The organism is Amycolatopsis sp. NPDC104587 (assembly GCF_055583645.1).
Genome location: NZ_JBVJNO010000008.1, coordinates 117,754 through 141,746 on the forward strand (window position 1 = coordinate 117,754; position 23,993 = coordinate 141,746).

Here is a 23,993-nt window from a genome sequence, read left to right on the forward strand (position 1 = left end):
CCCCTCCCCCCCCCCCCCCCCCCCCCCCCCCTTCCCCCCCCACCCCCCCCCCCCCTTCGCCCCCCCCCCCACCCCCCCCCCCCCCCCCCCCCCCCCCCCCCCCCGCCGGTGTCAGCTGACCGTGAGGGTGGCGACCGACGGGGTGGTCGGCTGCAGTGATCCGGTGGCGGGCTCGACGGTCACCGCGACACCGTCGATACCTGCGGGAAGGACCGCCTCGACGCTGCCGACGGACCCGATCAAGCCCGCCGACCGCGGCAGACCGGGGCCGGTCAGCCACACCTCGTAGGCGTGGCCCACGTCCAGCGGCGGCAGTGCCTCCGTGACGACGGAGATCGTGCCCAGCTGCCGGGAGAGCGTGGCCGAGACCGAGCCGCCGCCGGCTGCGGCAGTGCGGATGGTGGTCGTGTCGGAGGACGGTGCAGCGTTGCCGCCGGCGACCGGCACCGGCCCGGAGTCCGGTTGGCCGAGCCCGATGCTGATGCCGCCGACGAGCACGGCCGCCGCCGCGGCGATCGAGGCGATGCCGATCAGGGCGCGTCTGCGCCATGACGGGTGGAGTGGCCGGGCGGCGGGTTCGGCAGGGAGCCGAGGTGGGAGCTGGCGAGTCTGGGTGACCTCGGCGAGCACACGCAGCCGGAAGCTCTCGTCCGGCAGCGCAGCCGCCGCGCCACCCAGGAGCGCAGCGGTTTCCTGAAAGCCGACGACTTCCTCGGCGCAGATCGGGCAGTCGCTCAGGTGCCGGGTGAAGGCGGCGCGTTCGAGGTCGTCGACCGCGCCGAGGGCGTAGGCGCCGGCGAGGATGTGGGCGTCGGCGGTGCTCATCAGTGTGCTCCCAAAGCGTTGCGCAGGCGGACCAGGCCGTCCCGCATACGGGACTTGACGGTGCCGACGGCGACATCGAGCCGCTCGGCGACCTCGCGGTAGGTGTAACCGTGGAAGTAGGCGAGCAGGATCGACTCCCGCTGCAGGTCGGTCAGCACCGCCAGGGCGGCGCGGACGCGGGTGTGGTCGAGGTTCGACAGCGTCGTCTCGGTCACGTCGTCGTAGGGCCGGCGCAGATCGAGCCGATCCGCACGTTCCTCCCGGCTGACCAGGGACTGCTCGGACCGGACCCGGTCGATCGCGCGCCGGTGGGCGATGGTCAGCGCCCAGGTCTGCACCCGTCCGCGTCCGGGTTCGAACGTCGCCGCCTTTCGCCAGATTTCCAGCAGAACCTCTTGGGTCACGTCCTCGGCGTGTGGTCGTGATCGCAAGACCTGGAGCACCGTCCCGAAGATCGGGCCGGCGAGCCGGTCGTAGAGCGCGGCGAAGGCCTGCTCGTCTCCGAGCGCGGCACGGGCGATCAATTCTTCCGATGTGCTTTCGGCCATGGAAACTTCCCTGCCGGCGTCGAGAAGTGCTGCGCGGACGACCATGGCCTGTCCTTCCCGGCCTGTGCCGACTTCAGCGCCGTTGTCGACGGCGTCTCATCGAGCTTTCGTGCCTGACGACCTTTGCGTATTGGTGGCGGTGACCGGTGGTGGCTCGAGTGCGGCCAGCGCGGCGTTCAGCGCATCACGGCGCCACTCGCGGTAATGCGCGACAGCGACCCCGTGGGCGCTGGCGTACTGCTGATCCGATCGTCCGTCACGGAGTCCACACAGGACGATGTCCATTTTCCTGAGCGCGGAGATGCCCGCGTCCGAAGTCCCTCGCTGCTCGGGCACGATCGGCCGGCGGTGGCGGCGATGGGCGACGTCGGCTGTCGTGATCACGAGCGCCGCCGCGGCGAGGATGATGTCCTTGAGGACGTACTGACCTTCCAGCGTCGGGGCGTGGCCTGGGCCGCTGAACAACCGCCCGGGGAGAAGCACGACCGGTGACAGGATGCCGGCGATCTCCACCGCCAGCAGGTAGCGCACTCGCCGGATCGACCAGCCGGTGACCAGCGCGAGGCCGAGCACGCATTCCAGCGCCGCCGTGGCCACCAGCGCGACGCCGTAGGGCACGAGACTGGGAACGGCGCCGAAAGTCAGCAGGTGCGTCGTGGCGAGCACGAGATTCTCAGCGGGGCTGACGCCGGGGAAGAACTTCAAGAACCCGAAGCCGAGGAAGACCAGGCCCATACTGATCCGCAGCACTGCAACCCCGTTTTCGGCAGCCCACCTTCGGAAGGCGGCGCCGTGTTCGGGTGTGCTGTGACGGTATCTCGTGCTCATCGCGACCCTCCGTCGTGCTGGGATGCTTTTGACTCTCGTTCGACGCCGGCCGCAGGTCCGGGCTCTGCGGTCACCGGATCGAGGCGTCGGGCAACCCGGATGGCGGCACCGGCGCGCAACAGCGCCGACGTTGCCGCATTCACCCGATCGGGTTGCGCTGGATCTTGGACCAATCCACTGGGGACGACGGCGCGAATGCCCTCATGACAGACCAATCCGGTTCCGGCCACGTGCCGAATCACCGGCATCACGTAGTTCCACAGTGGACTGCCTCAGCCGCTCAATAGGAGTGATCTTTCGTGACCAAGCTTCGTGTCGCCGGAATCGGCATCGTCGCCATCGCCGCTCTGTCGCTGACCGCGTGCGGCAGCAGCGACACCGCTTCCTCGGGCAGCTCCAGCGCCCCGGCCCCGTCCTCCTCGATGGCCGCGCCCTCGTCCAGCGCCGCCGCCGGTGGCGACGGCATGACCACCAACGCCGACGTCTTCGGCCCGGCCTGCTCCCAGCTGCCGCAGGGTTCCGCTCCGGGTTCGCTGGACTCGATGGGCCCGCAGCCGGTCGCCTCGGCCGCGTCGACCAACCCGCTGCTGACCAAGCTGGTCGCCGCGGTGAAGGCCACCAACCTGGTGGACACGCTCAACAGCGCGCCGTCGATCACGGTGTTCGCGCCGGCCGACCCGGCGTTCGCCGCGCTGGGTGACGCGAAGTTCGCCGAGCTGGCGGGCAAGCCGGCCGAGCTGTCGCCGATCCTGCAGTACCACGTCGTCGGCAAGCGTTACGACGCCAAGGGTCTCGAGGGCGCGGGCACGCTGGAGTCGCTGAACACCGCCGGTGGTCCGCTGAAGATCGAGGGCTCGGGCGAGAACATGACCGTCAACGGGGCGAAGATCCTGTGTGGCAACATCCCCACCAAGAACGCCACCGTCTTCGTGATCGACAAGGTGCTCACCCCGGGCACCAACAAGTAGCAGGAATACTCCCGGGTCATCAGCCCTCCCTTGCGGTGTCCCGGTGAACACGCGGCCGTCGCAGCTTCTCGATCACGAGGAGCTGCGACGGCCGTATTTCCGCTTCCCGAAAGACTCGCGGGTCGGGGGAAGCGGCCTCGATCTGGCGGCGGGTTGCAGGAGATCCGCCGCCGGGGGACGCCGAATAGCGGCGGCGTCCCGCCGGTCGCCGCCACCGCCGGATCACTCCAGGGCAGTAGCGGCGACCGGCCCTCTTTCACACAACGTCCGACGTGGACACACATTCGTGCCCTGCTGCGACGCTCGATGTGCTTGGCAACCACTACGGCAGTCGGTCTTCCCCGAGAATTCCTCGGAAGACCGACTGCCGATTTGTCGTGACCAGCTGGTCGGTGGGGGTCGGCGACGGAACCGATGGACACGGTTACGTCGTCGATCCGCACGTGAGAGGCCTCGACTTCGTACCTCACCGATCACGGCAGGTCGGATGCGACTAGCTTGGCTGTCCGGAGGCCGGAGGGCCGCAGCGGCATCCGCCGCTCAGGTGACAGATCATGCCTTCGGTCTCCGGGACCCGGCTGTAGCGGGTTCCGTCGTCGAACTCCACCTCGATCAGATCGAGCGGGTCGACGTCGCGGACCGTCCCTCGAGTGGCCTGACGCGTGCCCGTCGCCGGGTCGGGCGCGCTGAACACGACCACGCGGTCACCGCGGTGGAAGTGGTTCCACTCCCAGCCGTTGAGGTCGAACCACGTTCCGGTGAACGCGCGGGAGACGACTGACACTGGCAGGTCGAGCGCCATCGCCACCCGGATCATCGCCTCGGGCGGAATCAGCTGGGCCGGGCGTCCGCCCGGATGAAGCCAATCGGCCAGCGACGGCAGAGCCGCGGATGCCGCGATCGAGCGCGTCGACCGGCCCGGCTGGTGTCGGTGGAGCAGCACCGCGACTCGCGTCCGGTTCATCATGGCCCCTCTCCTCGGGATCATTGTCCCGCATTTGCCGTTCGATCGGATCTTTCAGACCGATAACGCGGCGGAAAACCCCCACCTGAACCCGCATCTGCGTCGAATGACCGGTACACGGTGCCCGACAACGGGTCCGGGAGGTCTCGGAGGGTGCGGCGATGTGGACGTTGGTTTTGATCGGCCTGCTGGGCGGCCTGATCACGGGGGTGTCGCCGTGCATCCTGCCGGTGCTGCCGGTGGTGTTCTTCGCCGGTGGCGCGAAAAAGACCGAGGACAGCGGTGACGCCCGAGTCAAGACGAAGAACCGGCGACCGTACGCGGTGATCAGCGGGCTCGTCCTGAGCTTCACCGTCTTCACCCTGCTGGGCTCGCTGCTGATCAAGGCTCTGAACCTGCCGGAGACATCCTGCGGATCGTCGGGCTCGTCGTTCTCTCGGTGGTCGGGCTGAGCCTGCTGATCCCGGCGCTGGAACGCTTGCTGGAGAAGCCGTTCGCGAAGCTGCCGCAGCGGAAGGTGAACCCCAACGGCGGTGGGTTCGGCCTCGGGCTGGGGCTCGGGCTGCTGTACGTCCCGTGCGCCGGGCCGGTGCTGACGGCCATCACGATCGCCGCGGCCAACGGGAAGATCGGCGTCGAGACCGTCGCGCTGACCATCGCCTTCGCGATCGGCGCCACCGCGCCGCTGCTCGTGTTCGCCTTGGCCGGCGCGAAGATCTCCGAGCGGGTCAAGTTCTTCCGCAAGAACAACGGCAAGGTCCGCGCGGTCGGCGGCGTGCTGATGCTGCTGCTCGCGGGCGCGCTGTACTTCGACCTGCCGTCGCTGCTGCAGACCGAACTGCCGAACTACACCGATGCGCTGCAGAGCAAGGTCGAGAACGCCCCGGCGATCAGCCAGCTGCGGCTCTCCAGCCTCGGCGACAGCACCAACCAGGCGCTGGACAAGTGCGCGAACAACGACCAGGGCCAGCTGCGCGACTGCGGGCCGACGCCGGAGTTCGAGAACATCGACGGCTGGCTCAACAGCGCGCCGCTGACGATGGCCGGGCTCAAGGGCAAGGTCGTGCTGGTCGACTTCTGGACCTATTCCTGCATCAACTGCCAGCGCAGCATCCCGCACATCAAGGACCTCTACGCGCGGTACCAGGCCGACGGCCTCGAGGTCGTCGGGGTGCACACGCCGGAGTTCGCGTTCGAGCACGACAAGGGCAACGTCGAGTCGGCGACGAAGAAGTTCGGGATCACCTACCCGGTGGCGATCGACAACGAGACGAGCACGTTCAACAACTTCCGCAACCAGTACTGGCCCGCCCGCTACCTGATCGACGCCACCGGCCAGGTCCGCTACCTCAAGCTCGGCGAGGGCGCCTACGACCAGACCGAAAACCTCGTCCGTCAGCTGCTGCAGCAGGCCAAGCCGGGCGTGGCGCTGCCGGCGCCGGGCGGGCTGCCCGACACCCGCCCGACCGACGAGCGCACGACCCGTGAGACCTACCTCAGCCGCGGTGAACTGCCGAAGAACTACGCGCCCGGCGCGACGCCGCTGGTCCTGGAGAAGGAGGCGCCGTACCGGTTCCCGGTGACCGTCCCGGACGGCAAGGTCGGGTTCGAGGGCAACTGGGCGATCGACTACGAGAAGGCGACCGCGGGCGCCGGGGCCGCGATCCGGCTCGGCTACACGGCCAAGAGCACAAACCTCGTCCTCGCGGGCCAAGGCACGGTGACGGTGTCGGTCGACGGCGGCCCGCCGCGCACGGTGAACGTCTCGGGAACGCCCAACCTGTACCGGTTGTCGCAGACCCCGGACCTCCACAGCGGACAGCTGACCCTGACGCTCAGCCCGGGACTGCAGGCCTACTCGTTCACCTTCGACTGAGCACGTGAGGAACGCCTAATGACCGAGGAAATCAGGAACCTGATCATCGTCGGGTCGGGTCCTGCCGGATACACCGCTGCCGTTTACGCGGCACGGGCCCAGCTGGAACCGTTGGTGTTCGAGGGCACGCAGTTCGGCGGCGCGCTGATGACGACGACCGAGGTGGAGAACTTCCCCGGGTTCTCGGGCGGCATCATGGGTCCGGACCTGATGGAGGAGATGCGCAAGCAGGCCGAGCGCTTCGGCGCCGAGCTGCGCGCGGAGGACGTCGAGTCGCTGGAGCTGACCGGGGACGTGAAGTACGTCCACGCGAACGGCAAGCGCTACGCCGCGCGTGCGGTCGTCCTCGCCATGGGTGCCGCGGCGCGGTACCTGAACGTGCCGGGTGAGCAGGAGCTGCTCGGGCGCGGTGTCTCGGCCTGTGCGACCTGTGACGGCTTCTTCTTCCGCGACCACGACATCGTGGTCGCCGGCGGCGGCGACTCGGCGATGGAGGAGGCGACCTTCCTGACGAAGTTCGCGAAGTCCGTCACCGTGGTGCACCGGCGTGACGAGTTCCGCGCGTCGAAGATCATGCTCGAGCGCGCCCGCGCGAACGAGAAGATCAAGTGGCAGCTGAACTCGCAGATCACCGGCGTGGTCGGCGACGGCAAGGTCGAGGGCTTGAAGATCAAGGACACCAAGGACGGGTCGGAGTCGACCCTGGACGTCTCGGGCTTCTTCGTCGCGATCGGGCACGACCCCCGCAGCCAGCTGGTGAAGGGGCAGGTCGACCTGGACGAGGACGGTTACGTCATCACCCAGGGCCGCAGTTCCTACACGAACCTGGACGGCGTCTTCGCCGCCGGTGACCTGGTGGACCGCACCTACCGCCAGGCGATCACCGCCTCCGGCTCCGGGTGCAGCGCGGCGATCGACGCCGAGCGCTGGCTCACCGAAAACTCGACTCACCACAAGGAGACACCATGAAAGAAGTCACCGACGCCAGCTTCGCCGCCGACGTCCTGACGAGCGAAAAGCCGGTTCTAGTCGACTTCTGGGCGACCTGGTGCGGTCCGTGCAAGAAGGTCACCCCAGTGCTGGAGGAAATCGAGGTCGAACGGGGCGACAACGTCACCTTCGTGAAGCTCAACGTCGACGACAACCCCGACACCGCCCGCGACTACCAGGTGATGTCCCTGCCAACCCTGATCCTCTTCCAGGCAGGCAAGCCGGTGAAGCACATCGTCGGCGCGAAGAAGAAGGCCGCGTTGTTGTCGGAGCTCGCCGACGTCCTCTGACCCTTCGCGGCATCGCCCTCTCTCGGCGATTGCGGCCGAAGTAGCCGCGAGCAGGTCCTTCTTGGTGGACGGTGATGACGTCGCGTTCGCTTCGTCGAGCAAGGCCGAACGAGGTCTCGCCACGGACTTCGCGCAGTCGACGTCGCCCCGGCGATGAGTACGACCCGGTGCCACAGGCCCGGCCCACCGGCATCCGGTGACCACGGATCCACTCGGTGTCCACCTTCTCGGGCCCCCGCTGTGTCGGCTAGGGCGTGTCCTGTAAGTGATCTAGCTGCGGTCCGGTTGGATTGCCGACGTGGTTGGTCGCGGTGAGTTGACGGACAAGGCGTGGGCAGTGATCGAGCCGCTGCTGCCACCTCAGCAAGGCGGCGGTCGGCGGTGGCGGGATCACCGTCAGGTGATCAACGCGATCCTGTGGAAGCTGCGCACCGGCGCCCCGTGGCGTGACCTTCCCGAACGGTATGGGCCCTGGAAAACCGCGCATGAGCGGCTGCGGTTGTGGACCAAGGACGGGACCTGGGCGAAGATCCTGGACCGGGTGATCGTCAAGGACGACGCCGTCGGCGACCTCGAGTGGATCATCTCGGTCGACTCCAGCGTGGTCAGGGCGCATCAGCACTCGGCCGGAGCCCGGAAAAAGGGGGATGCAGCGACGGAGTCGAAGCCCTCGCCGTCGACGGGGAAGGGCTCGGGCGGTCCCGCGGCGGGCTGAGTACCAAGATCCATCTGGCCGTGGACGGGCGTGGCCTGCCGATACGGTTCTTGATCACCGCGGGCCAAGCGGGAGACAACTCGCAGTTGCTGCCGTTGCTGGACGGCATCAGCGTCGCTCGGCCAGGAGCCGGGCGTCCGCGGTGTCGGCCGGAGACGGTGATCGCGGACAAGGCGTACTCGCATCCCTCGACCCGGCAGGCGATGCGGGACCGGCGGATCGCGTTCGTCAGCCCCGAACGGGACGACCAGATCGCCCGCCGCGTCGCCAAAGGCGCCCGCGGCGGGCGACCACCGGCTTTCGATCCCGAGGTCTACAAGCAGCGCAACGTGGTCGAGCGGTGCTTCAACCGACTCAAGCAGTTCCGCGATCTGGCCACTCGCTATGCCAAACGCGCTGCCTACTACCAGGCCGAACTCATCATCGCCGCGATCGTGCTCTGGCTCCGATGACTTACAGGACAGCTCCTAGCCGGCCGGGCAGGCGGCCACCCATCCCGTCCGGGACGTACCTGAGTTGCGGCGGCAGTTCGGATCAGGGCCAGGTTGCGGGCCGACCGTGCCGGGCGCGCACCGCCTTGCCCGTCCCGCGAGGAAAGCCGTGCTTGCCGAGGCGGACCTCGGCGAGTTCGTCGGCGCTGGTCAAGGTGAAGAACAGGCTGAGGAACAGGCTCAGGGCGAGTCCGGTGAGCAGCAACGGGATCGGCACCGGGGTGAGGGTCACCGCGAGCACGAATGTGGCGGCCAGCCACGGCAGTGCTTCGAAGCAGATGCGCACCGCGAACCGCAGAAGCCAGGTCTTTGCGGTGGCGTCGTGCAGGACCCATTCGCGGTAGCGGTCCGGCAGCTGCCGCCCGTAGACGTAGCGAATCCACCACAGTGGACCAGGTCGCTGCATGCTCATGTCCTCTCGAGTACCCGAAGCCGGTCGAACCATCGAGCTAGTCGCCGGCGGCGCGGGTTCGCTGCGAGAAGTGCTGGACGACGAACACGCCGATCGTGACGGTCCCGGCGAGGGCCAGGACGGCATGGTCGGCGAGGATTCCAACGGCGAGTGCACAGGCGCCGGTGATCGCCACCAGCGTGAGGACGAGCCGCCAGCTCGTCAGGGGCCGACGCAGCCGATCGGCGAGGGTCGGATCGGTGGCGGTGATCTCGGCCTCGATCCGTTCAAGCGCGCGCCGTTCGTAGTCGTGCACCACAAAACCTCCTTCGCCGTGCGGTCTGGCAACACAGTTGGGTGCCCTCCGCGACGCCTGATAACCCGGCGGGCCGAATCGTCACCCGAACGACCTACTCGGCCGGACTGCGGGACGGGTGCCGTCGTGCGGGCCGCCGGTCGAGGAGCCGTTCGGCGAGCGCCTGGATGACGTTCAGGTCGCGGTGCCCAGGCGGGCGAAGCACCGCCCGTGGCGGTGCCGGGTTTCGCGGACCCGCAGTCCGGTGGCCGCGGCGAGCGCGGGCAGGGCCGTCAGCCCGACAACGGCCCAGGGGAAACCGGCTCCGAGGGGCCCGTGGTGGTCATGGAGCCTGGCTTGGCCGCACCACGTGCGATAGGTGCCCAGGGCGGCCTCGACCAGAATGACCCCCTCCGGCCCGAGCAGCGCGCGGGCGCGGCGCAGCAGCCGCGCGGGGTCGCCGCCGATGCCGATGTTGCCGTCCGCCAGCAGGACGGTGCGCCGGCAGCTCTGATCCGGTACCGGGCCGAAGAGGTCGCCCTGCAAGGCCGCACCCCCACGCTGGTGGCACGCGGACCGCGACGGCCGAGGAGTCCACAGCCAACGCCGGCACGCCGCGGAGGGCCAGCGCGGCGACCAGCCGGCCGGGCCCGCAGCCGAGGTCGAGCGTGCGGCCGTCGCACCGATCCAGAAGCCACTCGTCGCCCTCATCTGCGGGCCCTCGCCAGCGAGCGGTGTCCAGGGGGACCCGGCGGTGGCCGTCGTGGTCGGCGTCGATCCCGGCCTCGACCAGCAGCTCGGCCGGGATGCCGGAGGCGGGCACCGCGCGCACAGCGAGCTTGCGGACCCGCACCCCGTCCGGGAACTCGGCAGTCCAGCCGCGGACCTGCAGGCCGACCGCGGCGGCGACCATCTGCTGCTCGGCGATGTACATCTCGAAGTACCGCTCGGGGGTAAGCCTCGGCGAACAGACCGCTGTCGGTCGAGTTGGACACTTCACCGTCGAGGGCCATGATGTCCGCCCGCGCGGCGCCCAGCGCAGTCAGCGTTTCGCCGGAGGCGTAACGGGTCGCGACCTCCTCGCCGAGCTCCCACGAAGGCAGCCGGAGGTCGCCGGCGACGGGCTTCGCCGCGGCCGAGGTGTACTCCTTCGACGGCGTCGAGGTTCCAGCCGAGCATGATCTCCGTGGTCTGCCCGAGCCGGTTGACGTCGACGACGACGGTCAGGTTGTCCAGCTCGTAGTGGGCGGCGTGCGCGAAGGCCTCCCAGATCGAGCCTTCGGCCAGTTCTGAGTCCCCACAGAGCACCCAGACCCGGCACGGGATCCGGTCCAGCCGGTTGCCCGCGAGGGCCTATTCCGACGCCGATCGAGAGTCCTTGGCCGAGTGAGCAGCACGGCCATCAGGTCGGCCGCCGACATCGACGAGGTCGGGTGCACGGAGCGGGCCTTGGTGCTGGTGCGGATCGAGTCGATCCGCACCTGCTGCGCGAGCTGATGCCGGAAGGCTGTGTCGCCCGTGGTTTTCCCCTCACACGGTGAGCAGGTGGTCTCGCTTCTCGGCGATCCCGTCCAGCAGGTTCTGGAAGGACGCGCTGAACTTCTCGATGCCTTCGCGCTCCAACGTCGTGACAACGTCTTCGTAGTCGACCCCGGCCACGGCGAGGGCGTGGAGCGTCCGGCGAGCATCGACCGGGTCGCCGGAGAGGCGGTCGGCGACGTCTCCGTGGTCCAGGAAGGCCTCAGCCGTGTCACGGGGCAGGGTCACAACGGTATCCGGCCCGATGAGCTGCTCGACGTAGTGGACGTCGCGCCGGCTTTCGTCCTTCATGGACGTCGAAGCCCACAGACACCACTGCGGGGCCGCGCCGGCCGAGGCCAGATCCGTCCAATCAGGACCGTCGAACACTTCGAGGTAGGTCTGGTAGGCCAGCCGTGCGTTGGCGACGGCGAGGATGCCGAGCAGGTCGTCATGCCCGCCCAGCTCGCGTAGCCGGCGGTCGGCTTCGGTGTCCACGCGCGACACGAAGAACGAGGCCACCGACGCCATCTTCCGCAGATCACCACCCGCGGCACGCAGCCGCTGCAAGCCGCGGACGTAGGCCTCGGCGGCCTGGCGGTGCCGGTCGAGGGAGAACAACAGGGTGACGTTGACCGGGATCCCCTGGGCGACGGTCTCCTCGATCGCGGGCAGGACTTCCTCGGTGCCCGGGATCTTGACCATGAGGTTCGGCCGGCCGACGAGCTGGTGCAGCCGCGCGGCTTCGGCGATCGTCGCCCCCGTGTCGCGGGCGAAGCGCGGATCGACCTCCAGGGACACCCAGCCGTCCTGACGGTTGTTTCCGTCGTCGAAGACCGGTCGTAGCAGGTCGCAGGCTGTTTGGACGTCTTTGATCGCCAGCGCCAGAAAGATCTCCTTGGGGTCACCCTGGCCTCGCAGGACTTCCTGCAGCTGGTCGTCGTAGGCGGGGCCCTCGGCCATGGCACCTTGGAAGATCGTCGGGTTCGACGTCAGGCCGCGTACGCCTGCTTCGACCGAACGGGCCAGCTCGCCGCCTTGCAGGAAAGGACGTGACAGGTAGTCCAGCCACGGGCTCTGCCCCTGCCGGGCGAGGTGCTGCAAGGACGTGTGCACTGTTCGACCTCCCGGATCATCGCGTTTCTCGGGGCCGAGGAGCCCTGCGAATCGGCTACCCGTGGCTGACCCGGGTACACATCCGGCTCGCTGAATCCCGGCAGGTACGACCCAGCCGGCAGTACCTGTCTGGTGGGCAAAGGCGAAGGACGCACAGGCCGAACGATCCGGTTCGCTGTTGCGGGGAGAAGGGCCGGTCGTCGGCTGCCGGTGCCGGACGCCCCGAACCGATGAGCCACCGCACCTCGGATCGGCAAACGGAGAGCTGAAAGTCAGCTAAGACCACCGGCGAGATGCACGTGTCTCCTACGAGTCAAAGTCAGCCACGTCGACGACTGGAACCGTGCCTTGTTCGCTGTGACGATCGTCGGCGAGGGGGCGGCGTCGGCGGCGACAGCGAGATCGACGACGAGGAAGCAGACGATGGGGCCGGTTCGGTCAGGCATCCGGGTAGTCGGGGTCGGTGGTCTCGTGCGCGAGCCCGACCAAGGTCATGATGACGTCCGCGGGCGTGCCGGTCGGTGCATAAAGGCGCAGCGTCGTGCCATTGTCACGATGCAGCGCCACCACGCGGTGCAGCTCCGCGACGCCCGCACTGGCCAGGTGGCTGACACCGGTCAAGTCGAGCGTCAGCGAGCGCCCGCCGGTTGAACCGGCAGACCGGATGCCCCGGTCGAACTCCTCGACCGTGGTCGCGTCGATCGGGCCATCCACCCGCAGGCGCGGCCGAGGTGCGGACGGCTGGTCCAGCACCAGCAACGGTGCCGCCGGTGGCCGGGCGGGTGTGCCCGCCTTCACGTCGTTGCCGGCCAGCAGACGGCCTGGTCGGATCAGCCGGTGTGACACGGTCGCGGTGGTCCCCCGGTCGTCGTGGTCGACGCGGAGATCGTCCACCAGTTTCGAGGTGATGTGGAGGCCCAGCCCGCGATCGGGTGAGGGCTGGGGGGTGCGCCAGCGGCCTTGGTCGATCACGCGAACCCGCGCTTGGCCGGTGTCGGTGAGCTCGGCCGCGATCGTCATGGAGTGGAGCTCTCCGGAGTCGATGTAGGCGTGGTCCACAGCGTTGGTGGCCAGTTCGATGACGGCGTGCTGCAGCGCTTCGCGGTCGGTTTTGGCGACGTGGACGGTGTCGAGCCAATCATCGGTGCGCGTGCGGACTTCGGTCAGCCATTCCTGGCTCGCCGGCACGGTCATGGCCAGCTCCGGCGCGGGCGGCAGGAGTTGCGCGGCGAGCAGAGTGACGTCGTCGTCGTGGCCGGTCAGCCGGATCAGCAGCTCCAGGGTCTGGGTGGCGACGCGCTCGGCGGGGAGGGTGCCGTCATCGCGCAGAGCGCGGCCGGCGGCGATGTCCCCGGCGGCTTGGGCCAGCTCCACCGTCGCGTAGGACAGCTCGCGCCCGGGCCTTTCCAGGATGCCGTCGGAGTACAGCAGCTCCAGCTCCCCGAGCTGAAGCCGGTCGATGCCGACCACCGCTTTGGTGAAGGTCCCGCCGACCCCGAGCGGGCCGGCGCCGCTGGCCGGCAGGTAGCGGGGCTCGCCGGTCGCGGCGACCACCAGGGTGGCGGGTGCCCGGCCGTGCAGTACTCCACGGCGCCGGTGCTCTGGTCGAGCACGACAACGCACGCGGTGGCCGCGCGGGCGCCGCGGATGCGTTCGGTGGCCGCGTCCACCTCCTGCAGCGCAGCGGCGATGTCGCCGAGGGCGGCGAGCCGCTCGCGCAGCAGCACGCGCAGCTGGCCCATCGTGGCCGAGGCGGTGACACCGTGTCCCACGACGTCACCGATGATCAGCGCGACCCGCTCGTCGGGCAGCACGAGGGCTTCGAACCAGTCGCCGCCGGCGGCGTCTTCGGCGTGGGCCGGCAGGTAGCTGGCGGCGATCTGCACCCGCGGCAGCACGGGCACGCCCTCGGGTAGCAGTTCGCGTTGCAGCGTGTCGATGATGTCGCGGGCGTCGGCGTAACGGCGTTCCGCTTCGGAGGCGCGGTCCTGCGCCGCGCGGCGTTCGAGGACCCGTTCGGTGACGTCGGCGTTGTTCGCGATGACGCCGGCGATGTTCCCGTCCGCGTCGTGCAGCGGCAGGATGGTGAAGTCGAGGAACACCTCGACCGGGCCGGTGTCGGGCAGGTCCATCTGCAGCCGGAACTCGTGCACCGACTCCGGTTGCCCGGTTTCGTAGACGCGGTCGAACATCTGGAACACCTGCTGGCCGATGACCTCGGGGAAGGCTTCGCGCACCGGGCGGCCGATCATGGGCCGGCCGACGAACTGCCGGTAGAGCGCGGTGGCCGCGGTCAGGGTCATCTCGGGGCCTTCCATGGCGGCCACCAGCAGCGGCATCTGGTCGAAGACCCGCCGGACCACGTCCGCATCGCCGGCCAAAGCGGAGAGGTCGTCACCTTCGCGTGGTGCAGCGGCCATCAACGCAGTTCCTCTCGTCCCGACCACGCACGAGTACCCCGGGGGTGCCGGTTGATACGTCCGGTGGACCAGCGTAGGCAAAGTCGAGCCGACGCGGGGGTGGAGCCGTCCGAAGGTTGGTCGTGCGCTGTCCGGCTGCCGATGCACGGTCGATGCGTCGAAGCTGTCGATGGGTGTCGGCAGACGCTGTGTTGTGCTCGACTCGTGTCAGCTCTTACCCTGTTCGCGGGTGGATTGAGAAACAGCCACGAACTCGGGCCGAGTCAAGGACGCCGAGGGTGGAGTGCTGCATGGATTTCAACCTGTTCGATGCGCAACCTTCGCGGCTGCAGGTCTTCCGATCGCACGGTGACCCCGCGGTCGTGGCGCTCGACGGCGAACTGGACTGCGGGACCGTGCTGGTCGCCGTGCGGGCAATCGGGTCGGTCCTGACCCACCCGCCGGCTCCCGGAACAGTTGTCGCGGACCTGAGCGCGCTGACGTTTCTCTCGGCCGCGGGAATCGCGATCCTGCACTCCGCTGCAGATCACGCGGCTGCCGACGGCGCCGCGCTCCGCTTGGTGACCGGCGCGAACCGCCCGGTGGTGCGGGCCCTCGGCATCGGTGGCCCGGACCGGGTCCTGAACGTCTACCCCGACCGGATTTCCGCCTTGCGCGTCGCGGAACGGGATGCGTTCGTCGCCGAATCCAGGCGCATGTGGTCGGGTTGAGGTCACTGTGGCAGATTCGACTTCGAGAAGTTTTCGGCGGCTCCGCTACGACGCCGAGAAGGGACCACCATGACGCCGGACGAAGTCTTCATCAGTCCGCACAACATCGATTCGACCCTGGTCCTGCGCTTGGGAGGACCGCTCGCCGGAGGCGGCGAAATGATCGCGGAAGAAAAACTCGCGGACACCACCGCGACCCTGCCGCCGCCCACCCTGGTGGTGCTGGACCTGCGCGCGGTCACCGACCTGTCCGCCGCAGGTGCCCGGATCTTGCAGCGGTTCGTCGAGGGCCACGCCGACCAGGGTGTTCGCGTGGCCGGGGTCCTCGACCGGACCGCGGTCACCTTCGCCGCGCTGCGTGTTGCCCTTCCGGCCGCGGACCTGCCGATATACGGCACCGTCGATGCTGCCATGGCCATCGAGCCGCACCCGGCCGCCGGAACGGATGCGCTGGACGGTCAGCTCGCCGACCTGACCCGGGTACTGCTGGACGCGACGACGGTCGAGCAGGCTCTGCGCCAGATCGTCGCCGCGACCGTGGTGGTCATGCCGCACTCCCGGATCGTCAGCATCACCCTGCGCGACCCGGCCGGCCAGTTCTTCACCCCGGTCGAAACCGACGACGCCGCCTCCGCACTCGACGAGGTCCAGTACCGCACCGGCGCAGGTCCCTGCGTCGACGCAGCTCGCCCGGACGGCCCCGGCTACGCCTTGGAGCTCGACCTCGCCGGCCTCACGCCGTGGCCCCAGTTCGCCATCGCGGCCACCGCCCGCGGGCTCGGCTCGGTCCTCTCCACCGCCCTGCACCCCCAGACCGGTGCCGACCCGGTGCGCGGGGCGTTGAACGTCTACAGCGACGCCGGCGCGTTCACCGAGGACGACCGCCACCGCGCGCTGCTGCTGGCCACCCACGCATCGCTGGCGCTCGCGCGCGTCAGCGCCACCGAAGTCTCAGAGCTCCAGTCCGCTCAGCTGCACCGGGCGATCGCCTCTCGCGACATCATCGGGCAGGCCAAGGGCATCCTGATGGCGCGGCAAGGCCTCAGCGCCGACGAGGCCTTCAGCTTGCTACGCCGCACGTCCCAGGACCTCAACGTGAAGCTCGCCGAGATCGCCACGACCCTCGTCGACCGGCACGACGAACTCGCGCCACCGACCTGAGGAACGCCGAGGGCAAGGATCCGGCCCCTGCGTTTATCGCCTCAGGACACGGGAACGCCGAGGCCGACCTTGAGCTGTGCCGTTCCCACCGTTCGTTTCCGGACCGGGCGCGACACCTCTGGGCGCGGGCGCCGCAGCCGGTGGACGCGGTGCCCTCGCCGTGAACTCGATCGCGGCCGGAGCACACGGTCGCGCGGTTGGAGGTACGCACGTGGGTGACGAGCGCAACAGCTCGGTCGGCGACGCCACGGTGGTTCGGGACGCGTTCGACGACCTGCCCGTGGCGCAGACGGCGACAGAAGGACCGCACCATCGGTTCGTTGCCACCAACGCCGCCTTCCGCCGGTTCGCCGGGCGTACCGACCTCATCGGCGTGCCCTTCCGGGAGGTGTTCCGGGAGGTGGGTGACCGGCTGCTGCGCGAGCTGATGGACCTCTCCTACACGACCGGCCGCACGCACGTCGCCTGGGAGCGACGGGCCCGGTCCGGTCAGGGCGGCAGCGGGGATCAGGGCGAGCTGTTCGTCGATGTCACCATGTCGCCGCGCCACGACCCGGCCGGCGAGGTCAGCGGAGTGGTGATGGCCGTGGGCGAGGCCGCCGAGCACGCTCGTGAGCGCCAGGCGGCGCAGGATCGGTTCCCGGCAGCCGAACAGCGCCCGGCGCGGCTCGGTGATCAGATCACCGCTCTGCAGCGAGTGCTCTTGCCGCCCGAGCTGCCCGTCCTGCCGGGTGTGCGGCTGGCCGCCAGCTACCTGCTCCTCGACGCCGGCGCGGCCGCGGGCGGCGACTGGTTCGACGCGATCCCACTGGCGGACGGCCGGGTCGCGCTGGTCGTCGGCGATGTCGTCGGTCACGGTGCCGCCGCGTCGGCGACGATGGGACAGCTGCGCGCCGTGGTGCACGAACGCCTGGAATCGACCGGGGACGTCGTCGGCACGCTCGCCGCGGCCGACCGGACGGCGCGCCGGGTTCCCGGCGCCTATGCCGCCACGGTGTGCGTGGTCGTGCTCGATCCCGTCGATGGCGGCGTGTCGTGGTGCTCGGCGGGACACCCGCCGCCCCTGGTGATCGGTTCCACCGGCGCGCGCTACCTCGCCGCGCCCGAAACGGGTCCGCTGGCCACCCACGCCGAGCACACGATCGCCACCGATCAGCTGCGCCACGACGACGTCATCCTGCTCTACAGCGACGGGATCACCGAGCGACCCGGCGAGGAACCCGCTGCCGCGCTGGCCGAGCTGGCGCACGTCGCCACCGAGGCCGTCGCCGACCCGGATCTTCGCGAACCCGGTACTTCCGCGGTCGACCGGGTCAGCACCCGGCCCCTGGAGCTCCTGTTGCGCCGCACCGGTCACACCGACGACATCACCCTGCTGGCCGCTCAGCGCGTCCGGCCCGCAGCCGGTCTCGATGTGCGGCTGCCGGCCGACGCCGACGGAGTCGCGCCCGCGCGGAGGGTGGTCCAGCAGTGGCTGGACCAGGTGGGTGCCGGCCCAGCGGACAGCATCGCGATCCAGCACGCGGTCACCGAACTGGTCACCAATGCGGCCGAACACAGCCACCCCGATGCCCCGGCCGGCACCGTCACCGTCACCGCGGACCTGGACGCCGCCGGCGTCGCGACCGTTGTCGTCGCCGACGACGGCCGCTGGCGCGAACGGGTCCGGCCCGGCAGCCCCGACTACCGGCGGGACGCGGGGCTGGGCCTCGCCATGACCACCACGTTCGTCGACCACATCGAGGTCGAGCGGAGCGCGGACGGGACCACGGTGACCGTGCGGCACGGGTTCACCCGTCAGGCTCGGCTGTTCACCGCCGAGGAGGTCATCGCCGACGCCCGGCGGCCGCCGCGGGACCTGCCCGAGCTGATGCTCATCCTCGACCAGCCCTCCGCACCGAGCTCACGGGTCGCGATCCACGGTCCGCTCGACGTCACCAACGTCGACGAGCTGGCCGACGAGCTCAACCGCCGCACCTTGGGCGGCACCCACCTGCTGACCGTCGACCTGTCGGCGGTGACCCACCTGGCCAGCGCTGCCGTCGCCGTCCTCCACCGCGCGTACGGTTCCCTGCGGCTCTACGCCCCGGCGGACAGCGTCGCGCACCGCATCCTGACCGTCGCGGGTCTCGTGCACGTCACCACCGATCCGGATCATCCGACTGCGTCCTGATCCGGACCGTCGGCGGCCGGTGCCGACGAGTGCGGGGTCGGCGGTGACGTGGCCCGAGCGGCCAGGACCGTGCAGGCGTCGCCGATCGTGCGATGCGAGCGCAGGCGGGTGTGCAGGCCGACGGCGCGGATCGGCTGGAGGACGGCGCGCTGGTCGGTGACCAGGGCGTAGTCGATTCCGGCGGTGCGGGCGGCGCCGGCGGCGTTCAGCAGGACACGCAGGATCGCCGCCGAGCAGAACGTCACCCCGGACAGGTCGAGGATCAGCGCGGTGCGGACGGAGAGGATGAGGTCCAGGATCCGGTTCTCCAGCGCCACCGCGACGGCGGTGTCGAGTTCACCGGTCACGGTGAGCGTGATGAACCTGCCGGTCGCGGCGATGGTGAGGGTCATCGGCCGGCAAAGATCAGCAGGTTCGGAAGGTGATGTCATGAAGTCCTCCGGCAATGTGTGCGGAGGGCGGAGAGCCCATCACACCGCCCTCCGGTCCGTGCCCCGCGCGAGACAGGCGAGGTCGGTCGAGGGCGGCTGTCCGGCTGAACCGCGGCTCTTCCACGGTACGCCCGATCGCCCTGGCGAGCGCAAGGGCAGATGCCGGAAATACGGAGGCGGCGGCGCTCAGGCGCGCGGCACACCGTCGACGCCGGGCGCTCGGTTGCCGAAAGCGGCGAGCGCGGCGACGCGGGTGTCGAAGACGCGCAGGAGGGTGTCGGCGAGCCCCAAGAGCTCGAAGGTGCGCCGGTTGGCTGCGCCCGCTGCGATGTGCAGGGCCATCGCGTCGTCGAGGGCGGCGTAGGCGAGGCGGACGACCTCGTTCACCCCGGTCGAGGCCAGGAAACTCACGTCGGTCAGATCGAGCACGAGCCGCAACGGCCGGGCCGAGAGGATGACCGCGATCTCGTCGCGCATCCGGGAGGTGCTTACCAGATCGAGCTCACCGGTCAGGCCGATGACCAGGGTCGCCTGGTCGATCCAGGTCCGGGTGACCGTCAGCGGGGACGTGGTTTCGATCGTCGAATCGGCGACTTGCAAGCAGGAGACGAGTTCGCTGTGGCCCAGCTGGGGCAGGAGCGCGGGCGGCACGTCAATGTGCAGGTGCACGTTTTCCCGAGCGCAGCTGAGAGCCAGTTCGCGCAGTTCCGACGGCAGAGCCTCGTCACACGAGGTCACCGCGGTCAGCGTGACACTCAGTGCGCGTGACGGCGTCGACCGCGCTTTCAGCAGTGCCGTGCGGAGGGTGCCGTGCAGCAGCGTGTGCGCTGCCGGGCCGAGGGAACCGGACATCACCACCCGCACCGCCGTGGTGCTGGGGTGGGCGGGTGGCATCGTGATCGTCCAGGCCGGCGGTGCGCCGCGGTCGTCCATGCCGATCAGTGTGCCAGCGCTGACCGGGCCTGGCGTGTCGATGCCGCTGCGCCGGGCAAATGCCCGTTTCTTCAACGGAAACAACCGGACGCGAAGGGCATTCGGCTTCGCCTCGAACACCATGCCGAAGTCGACGAGGAGCCGCAGTACTTGGTGCGCAGCGAGAAGAGCGGCCGGCCGGCGATCCCCCTGGCGAGATCCACCCCACCTGACCGTGATCCGGGATTGCCGCGGCGACGGCGTGGCCTCGCCCTCGGGATCGAGGCCCGGACATCGACCACCGGAGAAACCGAGCTACAGACGCGGTTCGACGTCATCGCCGAGCGGGCGGCACACTACCCGGGACGAGGTGCGCGCAGGAAGCGGTGTTTCCCGGACCAGCGCTCAAAGCCAGGCCAGCCCGGCGAGGGCGGCGACCCCGGCCAGCAGCCAGGCCACGTAGTCCCCGACCTGGCCGGAATGCGCGCGGTGCAGCACGTCCAGCGCACCGGTCAAGGGCCGGGCCAGGCGCCGGCGGGACCACAGCGCCGCGGCCGCCGCGCCGGCGGTGAGCGCGGCCGTCACCGTCGCCGTCAGGAGACCGGAACCGGTCCACGAAACGGAAAACGCCGGTTCCGGAAGCGGCTCCGGCAGAGATGGCAGGACGTCGTGCAGGTAGCCCGCGCGGTCCGCGGCCTGCGCACCGGCCGACACCGCCACGTCCCGCACCCACGGGAAGACGCCGACGGCGAGCGCCGACCCGAGCAGCAGGACGATCGCCACGAGCATCGCCACCGGTGTGCGCCGGATCGGCGTTCCGGTCTCGGGTTCCTCGTCGGTGCCCGCGGTGGTGTCGGCCGACTCGTCCGACGGCCGACGGCCGAGGCCGAAGTAAACGCGCAGGCCCGCGCGCAGCACGGCAGCTGCCGTCATCGCGGACACGGCGACGAAGACTCCAGCGAGCCAGCCGTGGCCGGCGTGCTCGGCCGCATCCTTGCCCAGCGCGAGGCCGAACGGCGGCAGCCCGGCGAGCGCCGCCGCAGCGACCAGGAACAGCGCCGCCTCCAGCCGGGAGTGGGTCGCGCGGCCGAACAGCTCGTCCTCGTCGACGCTGCCGTAGCGGTCCATCAGGACGCCCGCCAGCAGGAAGAGGGCGCCCTTGGCGCCTGCGTGCCCCAGCACCGAGAGCAGAAACGCCGTGGTCGCCTCGCCGCCGTTCGCGGCCAGCCCGCAGAGGAACAGCCCGATGTGGGCGATCGTCGAATAGGCCAGCAGGCGTTTGATGTGCCGCTGGGTGAAGCAAAGGATGGCACCGAGCACGGCGCTCGCGATCCCGGCCACCAGGAAGATCCGGCTGACCGTCGCGTCGTCGAGCGCGGTACCGAAGACGGTGCTCCGGACGCGGAGCACGCCGTAGAGCCCGAGTTCGACCATGACACCGGAGAACAGGACGCAGACCGGGGACGGGGCGACGGCGTGGGCGTCGGCCAGCCAGAAGTGGAACGGTACGACCGCGGCTTTGACCAGCAGGCCGGTGCAGACGAGCACGAACGCGGCGACGACCAGCGCGTCCGCCGGCCGGCTGTCGAGCGCGACGCCGAGCTGGGCGAGCCCGAGCTGGCCGCCGCGGGCGTAGAGCAGGCCGATGCCCATCAGCGTGAAGTACGCGCCGAGGGAGTTGACCACGCCGAAGTTGAACGCGCCCTGCACCGAGTCCGCCTCTTCGATGCGGTACCCGGTCAGGGCGTAGGCGACGCCGCTCATCAGCTCGAAGAACACGAAGAGGGTGAACAGGTCGCCGGTGAACAGGAACCCGAGCATGCCGGTCAGGAACAGCAGCATCATCGCGTGGTAGCGGGCCTCGACGGCCTTGAAGTAGTGCCAGCTGTAGAGCAGGGCGCACACCATCAGGAACGACGCAAGCACCGCGAAGGTCGTGTTCAGGCCGTCTGCGACGAGGACGATGCCGACCGAGCGGGCGCCCTCCGGGCGTTGCCCGCCCAGCCAGCCGACCACTCGTTCGTGCCGGGCGGTGGCCAGCAGGACCACGCACAGCACGCAGACCGCGGCGGCCGTCGCGGTGGCGGTGACGTCGACGACGGCGCGGGGGAGCACCCGGCCCAGGCCCAGCAGCAGGCACGCGGCCAGCAGCGGGACGGCGACGGCGAGGGCGGGCAGGATCGTCATCGGTCAGCCGCGCAGCGCGCGGAGCTCGTCCGGGTCGACGGTGCCGTGGCGGCGCGAGATCTGCAGGGTCAGCGCCAGCAGCAGCGCCGTGATCGTCGCCGAGACGACGATGTCGGTGAGGGTCATGGCCTGCACCATCGGGTCGACCACCGGCTGCGCCTGCCCCGGCGTCACGATCGGCGCGCCCGCCCGATCCTGGTAGCCGATGGCCAGTAGCAGGACGTAGGTACCGGACTGGGCGATCGACAGCGAGACGACGGTGTGCACGAGGTGGCGGCTGCGCATGATCCCGGCGCAGCCGAGCAGCAGCAGCCACGCGGCGACGACGTAACAAGCCATCGAGACGATCACGGCTCGTCCTCCTCGAGCCCGTGCACGAAGAACCGCGACAGCAGCACCACGAGCCCGGCGGCGACCTCGACGCCGACCAGCACGCTCAGCACCGGCACGATCCCGGCCGAGAGCAGCGAACCGAACTCGCCCAGCGGCAGCACGTTCACCAGGAACGAGCCGCCGACGACCAGGCCGAGCAGCCCGGTGACGACGTACAGGCCGGTTGCGGCTGCTTCGGCGTACTCACACCAGTCCAGCGGGCGCAGTCGCGCCAGCGCGCGGTAGCTGCCGGAGAGGTACAGCAGGTGCCAGCCGGTCGCGAGGACGACGCCGCCCTGGAAACCGCCGCCCGGCGTCAGGTGGCCGTGGACCACGATGTCGAACCCGAGCAGCACGGTGACCGGCAGCAGCAGGTACCCGGCGAACTTCACCGCGGGCAGGACGTACCCGCTCCCGTCCGGCTTCGGCGTGCGCCGCGACTTGGCCGGCTGCAGCAGCGCGAGGGTCCCGACCACCGCGGCGGCGACGATGGTCTCCTCCCCGAGGGTGTCGAACGCGCGCAGGTCGAAGTTGATCGAGGACACCAGGTTCGGGGTGGCGCGCTGAAACCCCTGCGGCAGCACGAGGTCCCGGTAGACGTGCGCGGTCGCGCCGACCGCCGGCATCCTGGCGAACGCGGCGACGAACAGCGCGGCGATCCCGGCCAGCCCGATTCCGCCGACGACGTCACGGGTTCTCATCGTTTGCCGACTTTGCGCAGGGTCAGCAGCACGAGCAGCGGGACGACGGCCGCGCCCACGGCGAGTTCGGACAGCGCCACGTCCGGGGCCTGGAAGACGACGAACAGCACGGTCAGGCAGAACGAGAACACCGACAGCGTGATCGCCTGCCGTTTCGGGTCGTGCGTCGCGACGACGGCGAACCCGGCCACCGCGACCAAGGCCAGCGCGACGAGCAGCACCACCGTCGTCATGCCGGGAAGTCCTCGTCGATCACGTCCCGGCGGCGGGCTTCGATCCGCGCGTTGGCGCTCTGCAGGACCGGCCCGGTGACCGCGAGCAGGGTGACCGTGACGACGATCGCGCCCGAGCCGAGGTGCACCCCGTTCACCAGGACCAGCCCGATCCCGATCAGGGGCGCGCCGAGCGTCGTCACCGGCGAGAGGAGGTGCAGCCGGGTGAGCAGGTCCCGGGCGCGCAGCATTCCGGCGGCGGAGGCGAGGACGACGGCGACCCCGGCGAACACGAGGACCTGCGCGGCAAGGGTCATCGCGCACCCAGCAGGCGGGCGAAGGCCAGAGTTCCGGCGAAGGCGAGCACAGTCAGGGTCAACGGCAGGATGATCGCGCTCGACGGGCCGTAGGACTGGACGAGTACCAGCAGCGTCAGCACGGTGACCGCGCCCGCGAGCTGCATCCCGGCGAGGCGTTCGACGGCGCCACCGCGGGACGCCAGCCACAACGCGGGCCCCAGGCCACCCGCCATGAGCAGCACGGCGGCGAGCAGCAGCCACGTCATCGGGTCACCCGTTCGAGCGGGCCGGACCGGGCCGGCAGCAGCCGGTGGACGAGAAGCCGGTTCCCGTCCGGCGGGCTCGTGACGACCATCGTGCCCGGCGTGCAGCCGACCACGACGGTGGCGACGGCGAGCCGTGCTTCGTGCTCCGACGCCGGTTCCTCCGGCACGGCGACTTCATCGAACGCGCCTGCGGAAGGGAGCCGGGCCACGGTGAGGAGTGGGGGGGGGGGCTCCCCGACCCCCCCCCCCGGGACCCCCGCCCCCCCCCCCAGCCCATCCCCCCCCCAGTTCCCAGAGACTCGCACCCCCCCCCGGGTGAAATGCACCCCGGGCC

Annotated in this window: 27 protein-coding genes and 1 pseudogene; 9 read left to right on the forward strand and 19 right to left on the reverse strand. The window is 70.1% G+C overall.

Annotated features, from left to right (window positions below; translation table 11 throughout):
• Positions 1-111 precede the first annotated feature (111 nt).
• The 3 genes from ACZ61C_RS25550 to ACZ61C_RS25560 all read right to left on the reverse strand — a co-directional run bounded on the left by ACZ61C_RS25550 (position 112) and on the right by ACZ61C_RS25560 (position 2,201).
• A complete protein-coding gene (locus tag ACZ61C_RS25550) occupies positions 112-825 on the reverse strand; it encodes an anti-sigma factor (RefSeq protein ID WP_465310344.1) in 714 nt (237 codons plus the stop codon).
• Positions 825-1,373 carry an ECF RNA polymerase sigma factor SigK gene (sigK, locus tag ACZ61C_RS25555; protein ID WP_465310345.1) on the reverse strand — a complete coding sequence of 183 codons (549 nt, stop codon included), beginning with the start codon at positions 1,371-1,373 and terminating at the stop codon, positions 825-827. The genes ACZ61C_RS25550 and sigK overlap by 1 nt, the downstream gene beginning before the upstream one ends.
• 96 nt (positions 1,374-1,469) lie before the next feature.
• Positions 1,470-2,201, reverse strand: a complete 732-nt coding sequence (locus tag ACZ61C_RS25560) for a hypothetical protein (protein ID WP_465310346.1) — start codon at positions 2,199-2,201, stop codon at positions 1,470-1,472.
• A gap of 299 nt (positions 2,202-2,500) precedes the next feature.
• Between ACZ61C_RS25560 and ACZ61C_RS25565 the strand changes: the two genes are divergently transcribed.
• Complete coding sequence (locus tag ACZ61C_RS25565; RefSeq protein WP_465310347.1) at positions 2,501-3,169, forward strand: fasciclin domain-containing protein; 669 nt, start codon at positions 2,501-2,503, stop codon at positions 3,167-3,169.
• A gap of 493 nt (positions 3,170-3,662) precedes the next feature.
• Here ACZ61C_RS25565 and ACZ61C_RS25570 read toward each other — a convergent pair whose 3' ends face one another.
• Positions 3,663-4,133, reverse strand: a complete 471-nt coding sequence (locus ACZ61C_RS25570; RefSeq protein WP_465310348.1) for a hypothetical protein — start codon at positions 4,131-4,133, stop codon at positions 3,663-3,665.
• A gap of 161 nt (positions 4,134-4,294) precedes the next feature.
• Here ACZ61C_RS25570 and ACZ61C_RS25575 point away from each other — a divergent pair, with 161 nt between their 5' ends.
• From ACZ61C_RS25575 to ACZ61C_RS25595, 5 genes are all read left to right on the forward strand, one after another.
• On the forward strand, positions 4,295-4,585 hold the full coding sequence (locus tag ACZ61C_RS25575) for a hypothetical protein (protein WP_465310349.1): 291 nt from the start codon (positions 4,295-4,297) through the stop codon (positions 4,583-4,585).
• Positions 4,573-6,009, forward strand: coding sequence for a cytochrome c biogenesis protein DipZ (locus ACZ61C_RS25580; RefSeq protein ID WP_465310350.1), 1,437 nt, complete (start codon positions 4,573-4,575; stop codon positions 6,007-6,009). The genes ACZ61C_RS25575 and ACZ61C_RS25580 overlap by 13 nt, the downstream gene beginning before the upstream one ends.
• A gap of 18 nt (positions 6,010-6,027) precedes the next feature.
• The gene (trxB, locus tag ACZ61C_RS25585; RefSeq protein ID WP_465310351.1) at positions 6,028-6,978 is read left to right on the forward strand and encodes a thioredoxin-disulfide reductase; all 951 of its coding nucleotides are present in this window, start codon (positions 6,028-6,030) and stop codon (positions 6,976-6,978) included.
• Entirely contained in the window at positions 6,975-7,289 is a 315-nt protein-coding gene (gene trxA, locus ACZ61C_RS25590) for a thioredoxin (protein ID WP_465310352.1), read from the forward strand. The genes trxB and trxA overlap by 4 nt, the downstream gene beginning before the upstream one ends.
• Before the next feature lie 298 nt (positions 7,290-7,587).
• A protein-coding gene (locus ACZ61C_RS25595; RefSeq protein ID WP_465310353.1) for an IS5 family transposase occupies positions 7,588-8,456 on the forward strand; the annotation gives its coding sequence in 2 pieces (ribosomal slippage) (positions 7,588-7,959 and positions 7,962-8,456; 867 coding nt in all).
• Positions 8,457-8,538: 82 nt separating this feature from the next.
• Here ACZ61C_RS25595 and ACZ61C_RS25600 read toward each other — a convergent pair.
• The 6 genes and pseudogenes from ACZ61C_RS25600 to ACZ61C_RS25625 form a co-directional block, all read right to left on the reverse strand.
• Entirely contained in the window at positions 8,539-8,907 is a 369-nt protein-coding gene (locus ACZ61C_RS25600; protein ID WP_465310354.1) for a DUF5313 family protein, read from the reverse strand.
• A 37-nt stretch (positions 8,908-8,944) separates the two neighbouring features.
• Positions 8,945-9,205 carry a DUF3040 domain-containing protein gene (locus ACZ61C_RS25605; protein ID WP_465310355.1) on the reverse strand — a complete coding sequence of 87 codons (261 nt, stop codon included), beginning with the start codon at positions 9,203-9,205 and terminating at the stop codon, positions 8,945-8,947.
• Between the two features lie 171 nt (positions 9,206-9,376).
• A complete protein-coding gene (locus ACZ61C_RS25610) occupies positions 9,377-9,727 on the reverse strand; it encodes a hypothetical protein (RefSeq protein WP_465310356.1) in 351 nt (116 codons plus the stop codon).
• A gap of 984 nt (positions 9,728-10,711) precedes the next feature.
• The gene (gene tal, locus ACZ61C_RS25615) at positions 10,712-11,815 is read right to left on the reverse strand and encodes a transaldolase (protein WP_465310357.1); all 1,104 of its coding nucleotides are present in this window, start codon (positions 11,813-11,815) and stop codon (positions 10,712-10,714) included.
• A 438-nt stretch (positions 11,816-12,253) separates the two neighbouring features.
• Positions 12,254-12,613 carry an STAS domain-containing protein gene (locus ACZ61C_RS25620; protein WP_465310727.1) on the reverse strand — a complete coding sequence of 120 codons (360 nt, stop codon included), beginning with the start codon at positions 12,611-12,613 and terminating at the stop codon, positions 12,254-12,256.
• A gap of 35 nt (positions 12,614-12,648) precedes the next feature.
• Positions 12,649-14,235: pseudogene (locus ACZ61C_RS25625) on the reverse strand (ATP-binding protein); the annotation flags it as partial.
• A gap of 290 nt (positions 14,236-14,525) precedes the next feature.
• Here ACZ61C_RS25625 and ACZ61C_RS25630 point away from each other — a divergent pair.
• The 3 genes from ACZ61C_RS25630 to ACZ61C_RS25640 all read left to right on the forward strand — a co-directional run bounded on the left by ACZ61C_RS25630 (position 14,526) and on the right by ACZ61C_RS25640 (position 18,279).
• Positions 14,526-14,945, forward strand: a complete 420-nt coding sequence (locus ACZ61C_RS25630) for an STAS domain-containing protein (protein WP_465310358.1) — start codon at positions 14,526-14,528, stop codon at positions 14,943-14,945.
• Between the two features lie 69 nt (positions 14,946-15,014).
• The gene (locus tag ACZ61C_RS25635; protein WP_465310359.1) at positions 15,015-16,106 is read left to right on the forward strand and encodes an ANTAR domain-containing protein; all 1,092 of its coding nucleotides are present in this window, start codon (positions 15,015-15,017) and stop codon (positions 16,104-16,106) included.
• A gap of 211 nt (positions 16,107-16,317) precedes the next feature.
• Entirely contained in the window at positions 16,318-18,279 is a 1,962-nt protein-coding gene (locus ACZ61C_RS25640) for a SpoIIE family protein phosphatase (protein ID WP_465310360.1), read from the forward strand.
• Here the strand turns inward: ACZ61C_RS25640 and ACZ61C_RS25645 are convergent.
• From ACZ61C_RS25645 to ACZ61C_RS25685, 9 genes are all read right to left on the reverse strand, one after another.
• Complete coding sequence (locus tag ACZ61C_RS25645) at positions 18,261-18,671, reverse strand: STAS domain-containing protein (protein WP_465310361.1); 411 nt, start codon at positions 18,669-18,671, stop codon at positions 18,261-18,263. The two genes, ACZ61C_RS25640 and ACZ61C_RS25645, sit on opposite strands and share 19 nt — an antisense overlap.
• 225 nt (positions 18,672-18,896) lie before the next feature.
• Entirely contained in the window at positions 18,897-19,766 is an 870-nt protein-coding gene (locus ACZ61C_RS25650) for an STAS domain-containing protein (protein ID WP_465310362.1), read from the reverse strand.
• A gap of 261 nt (positions 19,767-20,027) precedes the next feature.
• Complete coding sequence (locus ACZ61C_RS25655) at positions 20,028-21,809, reverse strand: complex I subunit 5 family protein (protein ID WP_465310363.1); 1,782 nt, start codon at positions 21,807-21,809, stop codon at positions 20,028-20,030.
• Positions 21,810-21,812: 3 nt separating this feature from the next.
• On the reverse strand, positions 21,813-22,160 hold the full coding sequence (locus ACZ61C_RS25660) for an NADH-quinone oxidoreductase subunit K (protein ID WP_465310364.1): 348 nt from the start codon (positions 22,158-22,160) through the stop codon (positions 21,813-21,815).
• A complete protein-coding gene (locus ACZ61C_RS25665; RefSeq protein WP_465310365.1) occupies positions 22,157-22,882 on the reverse strand; it encodes an MnhB domain-containing protein in 726 nt (241 codons plus the stop codon). Before ACZ61C_RS25665 ends, ACZ61C_RS25660 begins: the two co-directional genes overlap by 4 nt.
• Positions 22,879-23,115: a Na(+)/H(+) antiporter subunit B gene (locus tag ACZ61C_RS25670; RefSeq protein ID WP_465310366.1), complete on the reverse strand. Its 237-nt coding sequence runs from the start codon at positions 23,113-23,115 to the stop codon at positions 22,879-22,881. Before ACZ61C_RS25670 ends, ACZ61C_RS25665 begins: the two co-directional genes overlap by 4 nt.
• Positions 23,112-23,411 (reverse strand): cation:proton antiporter, encoded by a 300-nt coding sequence (locus ACZ61C_RS25675; protein ID WP_465310367.1) that lies wholly within the window; start codon positions 23,409-23,411, stop codon positions 23,112-23,114. Before ACZ61C_RS25675 ends, ACZ61C_RS25670 begins: the two co-directional genes overlap by 4 nt.
• Positions 23,408-23,659, reverse strand: a complete 252-nt coding sequence (locus ACZ61C_RS25680; protein ID WP_465310368.1) for a monovalent cation/H+ antiporter complex subunit F — start codon at positions 23,657-23,659, stop codon at positions 23,408-23,410. Before ACZ61C_RS25680 ends, ACZ61C_RS25675 begins: the two co-directional genes overlap by 4 nt.
• Positions 23,656-23,826 carry a hypothetical protein gene (locus ACZ61C_RS25685; RefSeq protein WP_465310369.1) on the reverse strand — a complete coding sequence of 57 codons (171 nt, stop codon included), beginning with the start codon at positions 23,824-23,826 and terminating at the stop codon, positions 23,656-23,658. The genes ACZ61C_RS25680 and ACZ61C_RS25685 overlap by 4 nt, the downstream gene beginning before the upstream one ends.
• Between the last annotated feature and the right edge of the window lie 167 nt (positions 23,827-23,993).